13 protein-coding genes and 1 tRNA gene are annotated in these 13,420 nt (G+C 64.0%); 10 read left to right on the top strand and 4 right to left on the bottom strand.

From position 1 onward, the window contains the following. Positions 1–22: 22 nt before the first annotated feature. Positions 23–856 (bottom strand): serine O-acetyltransferase, encoded by an 834-nt coding sequence (gene cysE, locus RLO07_RS13100; protein ID WP_462292578.1) that lies wholly within the window; start codon positions 854–856, stop codon positions 23–25. 1 nt (position 857) lies between these two features. Then, entirely contained in the window at positions 858–1,538 is a 681-nt protein-coding gene (trmB, locus tag RLO07_RS13095) for a tRNA (guanine(46)-N(7))-methyltransferase TrmB (RefSeq protein WP_462292577.1), read from the bottom strand. Positions 1,539–1,596: 58 nt separating this feature from the next. Between trmB and RLO07_RS13090 the strand changes: the two genes are divergently transcribed. Then, on the top strand, positions 1,597–2,385 hold the full coding sequence (locus RLO07_RS13090) for an acyltransferase (RefSeq protein WP_462292576.1): 789 nt from the start codon (positions 1,597–1,599) through the stop codon (positions 2,383–2,385). On the opposite strand, the gene RLO07_RS13085 is transcribed toward RLO07_RS13090, so the two are convergent. Both RLO07_RS13085 and RLO07_RS13080 read right to left on the bottom strand, forming a co-directional pair. Then, on the bottom strand, positions 2,371–3,357 hold the full coding sequence (locus RLO07_RS13085) for a serine/threonine protein kinase (protein WP_462292575.1): 987 nt from the start codon (positions 3,355–3,357) through the stop codon (positions 2,371–2,373). The genes RLO07_RS13090 and RLO07_RS13085 overlap by 15 nt on opposite strands. Before the next feature lie 60 nt (positions 3,358–3,417). Continuing rightward, a complete protein-coding gene (locus tag RLO07_RS13080) occupies positions 3,418–4,140 on the bottom strand; it encodes a ComF family protein (RefSeq protein WP_462292574.1) in 723 nt (240 codons plus the stop codon). A gap of 71 nt (positions 4,141–4,211) precedes the next feature. Here RLO07_RS13080 and bioB point away from each other — a divergent pair, with 71 nt between their 5' ends. The 9 genes from bioB (at position 4,212) to RLO07_RS13035 (ending at position 13,211) form a co-directional block, all read left to right on the top strand. Next, on the top strand, positions 4,212–5,279 hold the full coding sequence (gene bioB, locus RLO07_RS13075; RefSeq protein WP_462292573.1) for a biotin synthase BioB: 1,068 nt from the start codon (positions 4,212–4,214) through the stop codon (positions 5,277–5,279). Between the two features lie 16 nt (positions 5,280–5,295). Further along, on the top strand, positions 5,296–6,462 hold the full coding sequence (bioF, locus tag RLO07_RS13070; protein ID WP_462292572.1) for an 8-amino-7-oxononanoate synthase: 1,167 nt from the start codon (positions 5,296–5,298) through the stop codon (positions 6,460–6,462). Then, complete coding sequence (gene bioC, locus RLO07_RS13065; protein ID WP_462292571.1) at positions 6,455–8,089, top strand: malonyl-ACP O-methyltransferase BioC; 1,635 nt, start codon at positions 6,455–6,457, stop codon at positions 8,087–8,089. The genes bioF and bioC overlap by 8 nt, the downstream gene beginning before the upstream one ends. Next, positions 8,086–8,763 (top strand): dethiobiotin synthase, encoded by a 678-nt coding sequence (gene bioD / locus RLO07_RS13060; protein WP_462292570.1) that lies wholly within the window; start codon positions 8,086–8,088, stop codon positions 8,761–8,763. The genes bioC and bioD overlap by 4 nt, the downstream gene beginning before the upstream one ends. Positions 8,764–8,916: 153 nt before the next feature. Then, positions 8,917–10,716: an acyl-CoA dehydrogenase C-terminal domain-containing protein gene (locus tag RLO07_RS13055; protein ID WP_462292569.1), complete on the top strand. Its 1,800-nt coding sequence runs from the start codon at positions 8,917–8,919 to the stop codon at positions 10,714–10,716. Between the two features lie 70 nt (positions 10,717–10,786). After that, positions 10,787–11,002, top strand: coding sequence for a DUF3094 family protein (locus RLO07_RS13050; protein WP_462292568.1), 216 nt, complete (start codon positions 10,787–10,789; stop codon positions 11,000–11,002). Between the two features lie 109 nt (positions 11,003–11,111). Then, positions 11,112–11,188: transfer RNA gene (locus RLO07_RS13045), tRNA-Pro, on the top strand. A gap of 183 nt (positions 11,189–11,371) precedes the next feature. Continuing rightward, positions 11,372–12,592 (top strand): tyrosine-type recombinase/integrase, encoded by a 1,221-nt coding sequence (locus tag RLO07_RS13040; RefSeq protein ID WP_462292567.1) that lies wholly within the window; start codon positions 11,372–11,374, stop codon positions 12,590–12,592. 340 nt (positions 12,593–12,932) lie between these two features. Then, positions 12,933–13,211 (top strand): helix-turn-helix transcriptional regulator, encoded by a 279-nt coding sequence (locus RLO07_RS13035; RefSeq protein WP_462292566.1) that lies wholly within the window; start codon positions 12,933–12,935, stop codon positions 13,209–13,211. Positions 13,212–13,420: the final 209 nt, after the last annotated feature.

Raw genomic sequence — 13,420 nt, 5'->3', positions numbered from 1 at the left:
GGCCGCACCTCGCCGGCCGCACCTACCCGATCTTTTGCTGCGGAGCAGCTTTTTCGGTTTCCTCTTCGTCGCAGCAAAAGTGGTGGTCCATTTCCAGGGCGGGCGATTTGGATGAGGGCCTGCCCACTACTTTAGCCGGAACCCCGGCGACGGTGGTATGCGGCGGCACCTCGTCCAGTACCACGCTGCCGGCGCCGACCTTGGCACCATCGCCCACCCGGATGTTTCCCAGAATCTTGGCGCCGGCACTGATCAGTACGCCGTTACCGATCTTCGGATGCCGGTCTCCGTCCTCCTTGCCGGTGCCCCCCAGGGTGACTGACTGGAGGATGGACACGTTGTTGCCAACCACCGCAGTTTCACCGATCACCACCCCGGTAGCGTGGTCCAGCAAGATGCCGTGGCCCAGTTTTGCGGCGGGGTGAATATCGACCGCGAATTCGGCAGAAACCCGGTTCTGGAAAAACAGCGCCAGCGAGTGGCGGCCATGCTGCCACAGCCAGTGCGCCACGCGGTGGGTCTGCAGGGCATGGAAGCCCTTGAAGTAGAGAAAGGGTATGTACAGTTCGTGGCAGGCGGAATCCCTGTCCTCCACTGCGAGCAGGTCGGCGCGAATGGACTTGCGCAGGCAGGCATCATCCCGGAACGCCTCCAGGATCACCTCCCGCAGCAGCAGGGAGGAGGCCGTCGGGCTGTCCAGCTGGCTGGCGAGATGGAAGCTGAGTGCGCATTCCAGATTGTTGTGGTTGAGAATGGTGGCGTGCAGGAAACTGGCGAGGATCGGCTCCTCCGCCGCATGCTGGGTGGTTTCCCGTACTATCCGGTCCCAGACCGGATCAGGTTTTTTCGGTGACATGTCAGCTCCTCGTGTCCGGGCGCTCACTGTAGCCTATCCGCCCCCGATACTGCCACAGCAGCTGTCTGCTGCGGCGATACTTGTCCTCGAACCGCGTCAGAGCCGGCGCCTCCGGCAGCTGCCGCACCCGGCCCCGCACCCCCGCCAGATACATGGCGACCCCGAATTCCTCCACATACAGCTGCCAGTTCGAGCGCAGTTCAACCCTGCCGCCGAGGGCGAGCAGGTCGCGGAATCCCGGGTGGCCGTGAACCCGGCGCTGCAGATGGCGGGACTTGGGCCAGGGGTTGGGATAGAGCAGGTAGTGATAGTCCACGCGCAGGCCTGCGCCGGCCAGTTGTTGCCACAGCGGTTCGCATTCGGCCTGCAGCAGCAGGTAGTTGGCCCCGGGGGAAGCGATGTGCTTGTGCAGGCGGTGCGCGGAGCGGTCGATACCGATCACCAGGTGCCCTGGATGCCGCTGCGCCAGCAGCGCGGTGCTCATGCCGGTGCCGCAGAAGGAATCCAGCACCAGCGGCCGCGGGTCTGCCTGCAGCAGGGGCCGCAGTTCCTCCCAAACAGTCTGGTTGTGCGCCGCGAGTGGACTGCGGTGAGGGTGGTGCAGGTGTCGCAGCACGGTACGCGCCAGCCTCGGGTGCAGCCCCGACTGGTTGCTGGTCACTACCCGCGATGAGGCTTGCACGCTGCGCCCGCTCCTGTAACAGTGGTGTGCGGCGCTTGAGTGGCGCCGCGGGGTTGCCATGATAAAGCCCCTTGTTCACCACAACCAGACTCCGGGAACCGCCATGCTCAAGGACCTGCGCCCCTACTGGCTGAAGAAAGCCTATCTGCGCTATCGCCGCTGGTACACCGACTACTTCTTGCGTCCCCGCTGTACCTATCTCGGCCCCTGGCACATGGTGATGAAGCCCTGGTACGTGCACATTTCAGGGGCCAATATCCATATTGGCCGCTGCTTTACTGCCATCGGCGAGCCCATGCACCGGGTGGAAATCGGGGTCTGGGGCCGGGAGGAGGGGCTGGGCCGTATTCGCATTGGCGATTGTGTCCTGATGAGCCCCGGCTCCCGCATCAGCGCCAGTGACGAGATCGTGCTGGGGGACGGTGTGATGCTGGCCAATGGTGCCTATATCACTGATTCCGACTGGCATACGCTCTACGATCGTACCGCCCGTGCCTCGGAGCCAACCCCGGTGCATATTGGCGACAACGTCTGGCTGGGGGACCACGCCACCGTGCTCAAGGGCGTGACCATCGGCGCCAACAGCGTAGTGGCGGCCCGGGCGGTAGTCACCAAAGATGTCCCGGCCAACGTTGTAGTCGCCGGCAATCCGGCTCGTGTGGTCAAGGAGCTGGACCCGGAGCAAGGCTTTGCCACCCGCATGGACCTGTTCGCCGACCCCGCGGGTGCGAATGCCTTCTACGATGCCATCGACCGGGAGGTCCTGCGGAAAAACAGCTTGCTGCGCTGGCTGTGGTCCGTGCTGTACCCGGCCTCTGCCGCCAGCAGGGGCTCACAACAGGCGTAGCGGCTCCTCCTGCAGTGCGGACAACTGCTCCCGCAGCTCGAGGATGTGGTTGGCCCAGTAGCGTTCGCTGTTGAACCATGTGAAGCTGCGGGGAAAGGCCGGGTCGTTCCAGCGTTTCGCCAGCCAGCCCGCATAGTTGATCACCCGCAGGGTGCGCAACGACTCGATCCAGCGCAGCTGCCGCGGCTCGAAGTCGAAGAATTCGTTGTAGCCTTCCACCAGCTCCGCCAGCTGCAGCTCGCGCTCGTGGCGCTCCCCGCTCAAGCACATCCACAGGTCCTGAACGGCGGGTGCCATGCAACAGTCGTCGAGGTCGACAAAGTGGGCACAATCGTCGCGCCAGAGGATATTGCCCACGTGGCAGTCACCGTGGACCCGGATCAGGTCCGCTTCGCGCACCTTGCCGTAGATGGCGGTGATCTCGGTCAACAGGTCGCGGGTCAGGGTGCTGTAGGCGGGCTGCAGATCCCGGGGGATAAAATTCTCCAGCAGGTAGTCCCGGTTTCGGGTCAGCATGTCCTCGATATTGAGGGTGGGTCGGTGGCTGAAGCGGGCGCTGGCGCCGACCGCGTGGATCCGGCCCAGGGTGCGGCCCAGCACCAGCAGGCTGTCCAAGTTATCCAGTTCCGGCGGGTAGCCGCCCCGGCGCGGGAACAGAGCGAAGCGGAAGCCCTCGAAACTGTGCAGGCTGTTGCCGCTGGCATCCACCAGCGGTGCCACCACGGAAATCTCGGCATCCTGCAGTTCCAGGCTGAAGGCGTGCTCCTCCTCGATCTGCTCATCGCGCCAGCGGCCCGGACGGTAGAATTTGGCGATCAGGGGCTCGGCGTCATCAATGCCCACCTGGTAGACACGGTTCTCGTAGCTGTTGAGCGCCAGCAGGCGGGCATCGCATGGGTACCCGGCAGACTCGACCGCATCGATCACCCGGTCCGGGGTCAGGCGGTCATAGGGGTGTTCCGCGTGGTTCATTGCCGTGCTCCGGTTCTGGGGTCGCATTGCCCTGTGCCGCGAATCCCGGCGCGCAGTGTATCAGCTCCCCGGAGCGGGCGTGCGGGCCAGGCACCAGAGCTGGACCTCGGCGGCGCCCGCTGCTTTCAGGCCTCGTGCAATGGCATCGGCGGTGGCGCCGGTGGTCATCACGTCATCGATCACCGCAACGCGCAGCCCGCGCACGTCCCCGCGGACCTCAAAGGCTGTCTGCAGATTGGCGCCCCGCTGCCGGGCGTTGAGGCTGGCCTGGGCGGGTGTTGCCCGCCGTCGTTGCAGGATTCGGTTGCGCAGCGGCACTGATGCCAGCTGCGGCTCCCGGTTGCGAATCGCCAGCCCCAGCAGCGCGGCCTGGTTGAAGCCGCGCCAGAGCAGGCGCCGCCAGTGCAGGGGCACCGGCAGCAGCAGGTCGCGGTCCGTTGGCGGGATCACCCAGGCCAGCCACAGCAGCGCCAGCAGGCGGGTCAGGCGGCGTTCCCGCTGGAACTTCCAGCGCGAGATCAGCAGGGCGATATGCGGTTCGTAGACCAGTGGTGCGATAACACTGTCGAAGGCGGGCGGCTGGGTGTGGCACTGGCTGCACAATCCTGCCGCTGTCGCAGCCAGCGGCAGGGCGCAGCGCTCACAGGCATGGTCGTTGCCCTGCAGGTGGGCGAAGCAGTCCGCACACAGGGGCAGGGGGCTGAAGCTGCGCAACTGGCACAGCAGGCAGTACTGGGGGAATACCGCCTCGAGTAGTGAAGCTGCTGTATTGTTAACCTTCACGTCGCCCACGGGTTGACAGTGGGCGGCCCGGACTTATCATGTGAGCTCTTTTCACTGACCGAGACCTCGCCATGACAGCCCCCGCCGCCGCGCCTGCCGCTATCCGCCACGACTGGTCCCGCGGCGAAATCGAAGCCCTGTTCGCCCTGCCTTTCAACGATTTGCTGTTTCGCGCGCACAGTATTCACAGGGCCTATTTTGACCCCAACGAGGTCCAGGTCAGCACATTACTTTCCATCAAAACCGGCGCCTGTCCCGAGGACTGCGCCTACTGCCCCCAGAGCAACCGCTACGACACGGGCCTGGAAACGGAAAAGCTGATGGCGGTGGAGAAGGTGCTGGAGCAGGCCCGCGCCGCCCGCGACAGCGGCGCCACCCGCTTCTGCATGGGTGCCGCCTGGCGTTCGCCCAAGCAGCGCGACATGCCCTACGTGGTGGCCATGGTAAAGGGGGTGCGCGAGCTGGGGCTGGAGAGCTGCATGACGCTGGGCATGCTCACCGGGGACCAGGCCAAAGAGCTGGCGGAGGCCGGGCTGGACTACTATAACCACAACCTCGATACCTCGCCGGAGTACTACGGCGAGATCATTACTACCCGGACCTACGGGGACCGGCTCGACACCCTGTCCCACGTGCGCGATGCCGGCATGAAGATCTGCAGCGGCGGCATCGTCGGCATGGGCGAGACCCAGGGCGACCGGGCCGGCCTGTTGCAGCAGCTGGCCAACCTGCCCGAACACCCCGAAAGCGTGCCGATCAACATGCTGGTGCGGGTTGAAGGTACGCCACTGGCGGACGAGGCCGACCTGGATCCTTTCGACTTTATCCGCACCATCGCCGTGGCCCGTATCCTGATGCCGGCGTCCCACGTGCGCCTGTCCGCCGGGCGCGAGGAGATGAACGAGCAGATGCACGCCCTGGCCTACTTTGCCGGCGCCAACTCCATCTTCTACGGCGAAAAACTGCTGACCACCCCCAACCCGCAGGCGAACAAGGATATGACCCTGTTCAGCCGGCTGGGTATCCACCCCGAGCAGCGCCAGGTCGCCGAGCCGCCCGCGGTCCCCACACCGCAGTTCTACGACGCCGCCGGGGCACAGGGAGCAGAGACGCAGCCGCCGCGTCAGGCGGCGCACTAGCCTCGCGCGGGCGATCATGGAGGCCTTCCCGCAGCGTCTCCGGGCGGTGCTGGAGGAGCGCCGCGCGGCCGGTCTGTACCGCCAGTGCCTGACCCTGGAAAGCGGTCAGGGGCCGCTGGTGCGTCTGGATGGGCGCGAGTACCTGAACTTCTGCAGCAACGATTACCTCGGCCTGGCTTCCCACCCCAAAGTCATTGAGAGCCTGCGCGCGGCGGCCAGCACCTGGGGCGTCGGCAGCGGCGCCTCGCATCTGGTCTGCGGCCACAGCGCGCCCCACCAGGCGCTGGAAGAAGCGTTGGCGGATTTTACCGGGCGCCCCCGGGCGCTGCTGTTCTCCAGCGGCTATGCTGCCAACACCGGTATCCTGCAGGCATTGCTGCAACCCGGCGACACCGTCCTGCAGGACCGTCTCAATCATGCATCCCTGCTGGACGGCGGCCTGCACAGCGGGGCGCGCCTGCGCCGCTTCGCCCACAATGACTGCGCCGACCTGGGTCGCAAGCTGGCGCAGGCGACGGGCCCGGCGCTGGTGGCGGTGGATGGCGTTTTCAGCATGGACGGCGACAGCGCGCCACTGGCAGCCATCGCCCGGGTTTGCGGGCAGCGGCAGGCCTGGCTGATGGTTGACGATGCCCACGGCTTTGGCGTCGCCGGCGCGAATGGCGCCGGCAGCGTCGAGGCCGCGGGGCTGGATATGGCGGAGGTGCCGGTGCTGATGGCCACCCTGGGCAAGGCCCTGGGTACCTCGGGCGCCTTTGTCGCCGGCAGCGAACTGCTGATTGAGGCCCTGATCCAGAGTACCCGCAACTATATCTATACCACCGCCATGCCGCCGGCACTGGCCGCCGCCAGCCTGACGGCCCTGGGCCTGCTGCGGGAAGAGGCCTGGCGCCGGGAGCAGCTGGCGGCCCTGGTGACCGCGTTTCGCGAAGGTGCCGGTGAGCTGGGCCTGCCGCTAGTGGCGGCGAACAGTGCGATCCAGCCGCTGCTGGTGGGTGACGCCGCGCGTGCCATTGAGCTGAGCCGGCAGTTGCGTGACCGCGGTATCCTCATCAGTGCCATTCGCCCCCCCACGGTACCGGCCGGCACATCCCGTCTGCGCATTACCCTGAGCGCAGCCCACAGCGGCGCACAGGTGGAGCGGTTGCTGGCGACCCTGGCGGAAGTCTGGCCCCGTGCCTGAGCACTCGTTGCGCCATGAGTACTTGCCCGCGACTGCTGCCGCGCGTTGCGACCTGGTGTTGCTGCACGGTTGGGCTGGCGGGCGCGATTGCTGGCGGCCGTTGTTGCCGGCGCTGCGCCCCTGGGCCAACCTGACCCTGGTCGACTGGCAGGCAGCCGCGGCGGATGGACTGGACTCGCTGGTCGCGAACATCCTCGCAGTGGCACCGGAGCGGGCTGTGCATGTGGGCTGGTCGCTGGGCGGACAGGTGGCGACCGCGGTGGCCGCCGCCGCGCCCGAGCGGGTCTCCGCGCTGGTGACCGTGGCGAGCAACCCCTGTTTTACCGCCCGGCCGGGGTGGCCGGGCCTGCCAGTTGCCACGTTGCAGTCCTTTGCCAGCGAGCTGGACGGGAACCCCGCCCGGGCCCTGCGCCGTTTTGCCAGCCTGCAGGCAAAGGGCAGTTCCGAACCGCGCGCCCTGGTTCGGCAATTGTTGCGCGGTGGCGAACACTGGTCTGCGGATGCCCTCGCGGCGGGTCTGCACTGGCTCGCCAGCCTCGATACCCGAACCATGCTGCAGGGCCTGGAGTGTCCCCAACTGCATTTGCTGGCGGGTACCGATGCCCTGGTGCCGGTGCGGGCGGCAAATACCCTGGTTGCGGCGCTGGCCGCCACATCGAACGCCGCGGTGGTCCGGGTCCTCGACGCTGATTGCCACGCCCTGCCCCTGGCAGCACCGGAGCCGCTGGCCGCAGCGCTGCGGGAGTTTGTGTTGCCAGCGGCCAGCGGCACTGGTGCGCCCGCAGGCGAGCCCGCCGCAGCGACGGCTGCCGCAGCACCGGCTGCCGCAGCATCGGCTGCCGCAGCAATTCCGGTCACAAAGAGTGATATTGCCGCGTCCTTCAGCCGCGCAGCAGAGCGCTATGACAGCGTGGCTGCCCTGCAGCAGGATGTCGGCCAGCGTCTGCTGGCTCGAACTGGCGCGGTACAGGAGCCCGCCACTCTGCTGGACCTGGGTTGTGGCACCGGCTTCATCCAGGCGCAGCTGCAGGCCCGCTTTCCACAGAGCCGCTACCTCGGCATGGACATCGCCGTAGGCATGCTGGCGTACGCCCGCGACCGGCACCCGTGTGCCGGCGACTGGTTGGCAGGCGACGCCGAAGCACTGCCGCTGGCCTCCGAATCCGTGGGCCTGGTCTACAGCAGTCTGGCCTTTCAGTGGTGTTACCGGCCGGACCTGCTGTTTGCCGAGCTGGGCCGGGTGCTTGAGCCTGGCGGCAGCTGCTTTTTCAGCTCCCTGGGGCCGGCTACCCTGCAGGAGTTGCGCCAGTCCTGGGCTGTGGCCGACAGCAGCCAGCACGTCAACAGCTTCCTGTCGGCGGATGAGCTGCAGTTAGCCGCAAGCGCGGTCAGGGGGGTGCGCCTGCAGCTCCATAGCGAGCGCATCGTGATGCGCTATGAACAGGTCCGGGAGCTGTTGGCAGAGCTCAAGACCCTCGGGGCCCACAACATGAACCGGGGGCGTTCCGGCGGACTGACGGGTCGACAGCGGCTGGCGGCCATGATCCAGGCCTATGAAGACTGGCGCGAGCCGGCGGGCTTGCCAGCCACCTACGACGTGCTTTATGGGCACCTGGAGAAATCATGAGCACTACGTTCTTTGTCACTGGCACTGACACCGAGGTGGGCAAGACCGCGATCAGCTGCGCCCTGTTGCATGCCGCCGCAGCGGCCGGGCTGAGCACGGCCGCGGTCAAGCCGGTGGCCGCGGGCTGTGATGCCGAGGGTCACAACGATGACGCGCTGGCGCTGCAGGCAGCCATGAGCCTGGCCCTGTCCTATGCCCAGGTGAACCCGGTGGCGCTGCAACCGGCGATTGCACCGCATATTGCTGCCGCACAGGCCGGGCGCAGCCTGAATGCGGACCGGCTGGCGGGCCTGTGCCGGGGTGTCATGCACAGCGGAGCGGACCTGGTCCTGGTGGAAGGCGCCGGTGGCTGGCGGGTGCCGCTGGGGCCGCGGGAGACCCTCGCGGATGTGGCCATCGCCCTCGGTGTCGATGTCATCATGGTCGTGGCGATGCGCCTGGGTTGTATCAATCACGCCCTGCTGACAGCGGAGGCGATACGCGCCGATGGCCTGCGCCTGGCGGGCTGGGTTGCCAACCAGCCGGGGCCGGCCATGACCTGCCACGCGGAAAATCTGGACACATTGCAGCGCCTGCTGCCTGCGCCATTGCTGGGTGAAGTGCCCTTGATTTCTCCCTTCAGTGCCAAAGAAGCCTCCCAACATATTGATATTTCAAGACTTCTTATGAAGTAAGCGTTCACTCCGTCCTCTTTTCCGGATCGCAATATAACCAGAACTCGCTGCCGTGGTGATGTCTGTCACCTGAAAAGATATTTGACTTCGGTTGCGAAACCCGCAGAATGTAATCACCGAAAACATGAGTTCACCGCATTGCGAGGTATCAGCATGCTGCAGTACAAAGCTCCGCTCCGGGACATCCGGTTTGTCATGAATGAACTGCTGGAGTCCGAAGCGCTGTATCAGCGATTGCCCGGCTATGAAGAAGCGAGCCAGGACCTGATGGACGCCATCGTTGAAGAGGGAGCGCGATTCGCGGAAAACGTGCTGTCCCCCCTCAACCAGTCCGGGGACGAAGAGGGCTGCACCTGGAAAGATGGTGTGGTCACCACGCCCAAGGGCTTTCCCGAGGCCTACCAGCAGTTTGTCGACAATGGCTGGCCGGCACTGGCGGCGGACACCGAATATGGCGGCCAGGGCCTGCCCAACCTGCTCGGCATCATCGTCAATGAACTGGCCGGTACCGCCAACTGGTCCTGGCTGATGTACCCGGGCCTGAGCCACGGCGCGATCAAGACCATCGAGGAACACGGTGACGAGGAACAGAAGCAGAAGTACCTGACCCGGCTGGTCGAAGGCAGCTGGACCGGTACCATGTGCCTGACCGAATCCCACTGCGGCAGTGACCTGGGCCTGCTGCGCACCAAGGCCGAACCGCAGGCGGACGGCAGCTATGCCATCACCGGAACCAAGATCTTCATCAGTGCCGGTGAGCACGACATGGCGGAAAATATCGTGCATATCGTCCTCGCCCGCCTCCCCGACGCCCCTCCCGGCACCAAGGGTATTTCCCTGTTTATCGTGCCGAAGTTCACGGTCAAGAACGACGGCACTGTGGGTGAGCGCAACAGCGTCCACTGCGCCTCCATCGAGAAAAAGATGGGTATCAAGGCGTCTGCGACCTGTGTACTGAACTTCGATGGTGCCACCGGCTACCTGATTGGCCCGCCCAACCGCGGCCTCAACGCCATGTTCACCTTCATGAACACCGCGCGCATCGGCACCGCCATCCAGGGCCTTGCCCACGGCGAGCTGTCCTATCAGGGGTCCCTGGCCTATGCGCGCGATCGCCTGGCCATGCGCAGCCTGACCGGCCCCAAGAACCCCGACGGCCCCGCTGACCCGATTATCGTGCACCCGGATGTGCGCCGCATGCTGTTGATCCAGAAGGCGCTGGTGGAAGGCAGCCGCGCGTTCTTGTATTACCTGTCCCAGCAGGGTGACATCCTCGATGCGGGCACCGAGGAAGAGGCGAAGGCGGCGGATGACCTGCTCGCTTTCCTCACCCCCATAGCCAAGGCTTTCGTGACCGAGACCGGCTATGAGGCGGCGAACCTGGGCCTGCAGGTCTATGGCGGCCATGGCTTTATCAAGGAATGGGGCATGGAGCAGATCGTGCGCGATGCGCGCATTGCAATGCTCTACGAAGGGACCACCGGGATCCAGGCCCTGGACCTGATCGGGCGCAAGGTGCTCGGCTCCGGCGGCAAGCTGCTGATGGGCTTTACCGACCTGGTGGGTGCATTCTGTGACGAACACGCAGATGAGGCTGACGCCGAGTTCATCAACGTACTCAAGTGCTACAAGGACGACTGGCTGGAGCTGTCGCTGAAAATTGGCGAGAAAGCCACCCAGAACCCGGACGAAGCCGGTGCGGCGGCGGTCGATTACCTGATGTACAGCGGCTACGTTACCCTGGCGTACTTCTGGGCGCGGATGGCGGTACTGTCACGGCAGAAGATCGCCGCCGCCGAGGGCGATACCTCATTCTATGAAGCCAAGCTGATGACCGCGAAGTTCTACTATGAGCGCCTGCTGCCGCGGACCCTGTCTCACAAACAGGCGCTGCTGTCGGGCTCTGACAACCTCATGACCATGCCCGAAGCCCTGTTCGATGTCGCCGGCTGAGCCAGCGCGCGGACAGTGACTTTTGCTCCGGGAGCGGGGAGAATACCGGTCTCGCTTCCGGGAGGATATTATGTCGGAACCCAAGGTTCAGCACGAGCAGGCGGATAACGAGCCCCGCCTCTACCCCGAGGACCAGGCCAAGGTAGACGCGTTTGTGTCCAGCGGTGTCAACTCGGTCCAGCGCAAACCCTTCAAACCCCTGCGCCTGGTTTTTCTATTGGTGGCGGTCGTCACCGGCTTCAGCCTGCTGAGCCAGGTGATCGCCAGGTGGGCGGGAATCTACTAGGCTGAAATAACCCCTGCCCCGCTCCCTCGCTGGGGAGGGCAGTTTTTGGTGGCCAGCAGCCTCTTGGTTCGCGGACGCCGCTCTGGTATATTTGCCCACCTCAAAATTTCGGTGTGTAGCGCAGCCTGGTAGCGCACTTCCTTCGGGAGGAAGGGGTCGGAGGTTCGAATCCTCTCACACCGACCATTATTCGATCTGATTACGTCCGATTACTTCCGTAACTTCCTGATTTTTCATACTTTTTCTCTCTTCTTTCGTCCGATTCCGTCCGTTCCGTCCCACTGTATACCGACACTACTGACGGTAGATCTGGCGGTATCTGTGGGTTTCTAAAAACTGATACCGTTAAAACGGTATACGGAGAGACTCATGACCAAGCTGACAGTTGCAGCAATCAAGAACGCCAAGGCAGGCCCCAAACCCCGGAAGCTCGCCGATGGAGGTGGCCTGTACCTTCTCGTCGATACTCGGGGCGGCAAGTACTGGCGCTATGACTACCGCTTCGCAGGGAAGCGGAAGACCCTGGCCCTCGGCGTCTACCCGGATGTTTCCCTGAAGGAAGCCAGGGAGGCCCACTATGAAGCCAAGCGCAAGATAGGCCAGGGTATCGACCCCGGAGAGGTCAGGAAAGTCGAGAGGCAGACCTCGAACCTTGCCGCGGCGGATACCTTCGAGGCCGTGGGCAGGGAATGGTTCAACCAGCTCCTGAATGACAAGTCCAAGAGCTACCAGGTCCGCACTGAGCGCATTCTGGAGAAGGATCTGTACCCTTACCTCGGCAGCCGCCCGATAAGCGAAATTGCTGCCCCCGAACTTCTGGCGGTGCTCCGCCGTATTGAGAGCCGAGGTGCCGTGGATATTGCCCATCGAGCCAGGCAGACCGCGGGGCAGGTGTTCCGGTACGCGATACGCACAGGCCGGGCAGAGCGTGACCCTTCCGCCGACCTCAAGGGCGCTCTGAAATCCAGGCGGAAGAAACACCACGCTGCCCTCACGGAGCCGGCTGACGTGGGGCGCCTCATGGTGGCCATCGACGGCTTCCAGGGCACTGCCATCGTCAAGGCGGCGGTGCGCTTGTCTGCACTCCTGTTCCAGCGCCCTGGCGAGATCCGGGCCATGGAGTGGGCGGAGATAAATTGGGAGACCGAGCGCTGGGAGCTGCCTGCCGAGAAGATGAAAATGAGGCTGCCGCATATCGTGCCCCTCAGCCGGCAGGCGCTGGACATCCTGCGCGACCTGCACCGGCTCACTGGCCGTGGTCGCTTTGTGTTCCCCAGCGCCAGGGGTGCGAGCCGTTATATCTCGGAGAACACCGTCACGGTGGCGCTGCGGTCCATGGGCTACACGAACGAACAGATGACTGCTCACGGCTTCCGGGCCATGGCTCGCACACTACTTGATGAGGTGCTGGGCTACCGAGTGGACTGGATCGAACGCCAGATCGCCCACGCAGTGAGGGACCCCAACGGTCGGGCCTACAACCGTACCTCGCACCTGGAGGGGCGGAAGGAAATGATGCAGGGGTGGGCTGACTACCTTGATGAGCTTCGTCTCCGAGCTTCTGGTGGTGACGCGGCTGCCGCCGCTTGAGTTGAATGTAATTGCGCCCCAGTGGGGGCGCCCCTCCCGTGGTTTTTCCTTCTGAATCTCCTCCCACCCTTAAGCTGACTTGGATTAATTGACAAGCTACAAAAGCATTTTCTCTCCTCTGATCCTGTGCTGTATGAGCGTAGAAGGTTCTTTCGGTAATGAAAACCGCGACCATCTGTCCCAGGGGTGATTCATAGTGCGTAAGATTTTGCTGAATTTTCGCATTAAAATTTTTTAATGTCAGAGTGTCATTTTCTTCAGAAAACCTTCGACGTCTTCTAGAAACTTGCAAGCAATCCAGTCGATCCAAATGGATCGATGAGATTAATTTGTCCAGTTGATGAAGGAAAACGTAATGCCTGATCTTTCAAAATCCAACCAGCTCGTGCTCGATGAGGATGGCTGCTACGCAGATAAGCGTCTGATTCGCATTCGTGAAGTAATGAGGCTTTCGGGGCTTAGCAGGAGCCACGTCTACGCTCTTAGTTCTGAGGGACGATTTCCGAAAAGTGTCCCCTTGGTCCCGGGCGGTAGTTCTCGAGCGTGGGTTGCTGGTGAGGTACGAGCGTGGATCCAGCAGCGGATCGCCGAGCGAGATCAGGAGGTGACCAATGCCTGAGCATCGCGTTCCAGTTCATATCCCATCCCTATTTCCGACGCTTTGGTTTCCCCCGCGTTTGGCATGGCCTCTTGATCTACTAACCACGTCCAAGCTTCGTGACGAGGGAGTGAGTACGCTGCAGTTTCGAGAGCTAGGTCTCAAAAATCCCGCAAAAGTTATATACGAGCTTCGAAGGCGAGGTGCAGTGATCTGGACGGAGTTCGGTG

This window comes from Haliea sp., assembly GCF_040221975.1.
In the GTDB taxonomy this organism is placed as follows: domain Bacteria; phylum Pseudomonadota; class Gammaproteobacteria; order Pseudomonadales; family Halieaceae; genus Haliea.
This window is presented reverse-complemented; position numbering and strand designations above follow the sequence as displayed.

Coding starts and splice junctions, on each gene's coding strand:
- RLO07_RS13055 (WP_462292569.1), top strand. CDS start 8,917: ATGCTGCAGTACAAAGCTCCGCTCCGGGACATCCGGTTTGTCATGAAT.
- RLO07_RS13090 (WP_462292576.1), top strand. CDS start 1,597: ATGATAAAGCCCCTTGTTCACCACAACCAGACTCCGGGAACCGCCATG.
- RLO07_RS13050 (WP_462292568.1), top strand. CDS start 10,787: ATGTCGGAACCCAAGGTTCAGCACGAGCAGGCGGATAACGAGCCCCGC.
- bioD (WP_462292570.1), top strand. CDS start 8,086: ATGAGCACTACGTTCTTTGTCACTGGCACTGACACCGAGGTGGGCAAG.
- RLO07_RS13040 (WP_462292567.1), top strand. CDS start 11,372: ATGACCAAGCTGACAGTTGCAGCAATCAAGAACGCCAAGGCAGGCCCC.
- RLO07_RS13085 (WP_462292575.1), bottom strand. CDS start 3,357: ATGAACCACGCGGAACACCCCTATGACCGCCTGACCCCGGACCGGGTG.
- cysE (WP_462292578.1), bottom strand. CDS start 856: ATGTCACCGAAAAAACCTGATCCGGTCTGGGACCGGATAGTACGGGAA.
- bioF (WP_462292572.1), top strand. CDS start 5,296: ATGGAGGCCTTCCCGCAGCGTCTCCGGGCGGTGCTGGAGGAGCGCCGC.
- RLO07_RS13035 (WP_462292566.1), top strand. CDS start 12,933: ATGAAGGAAAACGTAATGCCTGATCTTTCAAAATCCAACCAGCTCGTG.
- bioB (WP_462292573.1), top strand. CDS start 4,212: ATGACAGCCCCCGCCGCCGCGCCTGCCGCTATCCGCCACGACTGGTCC.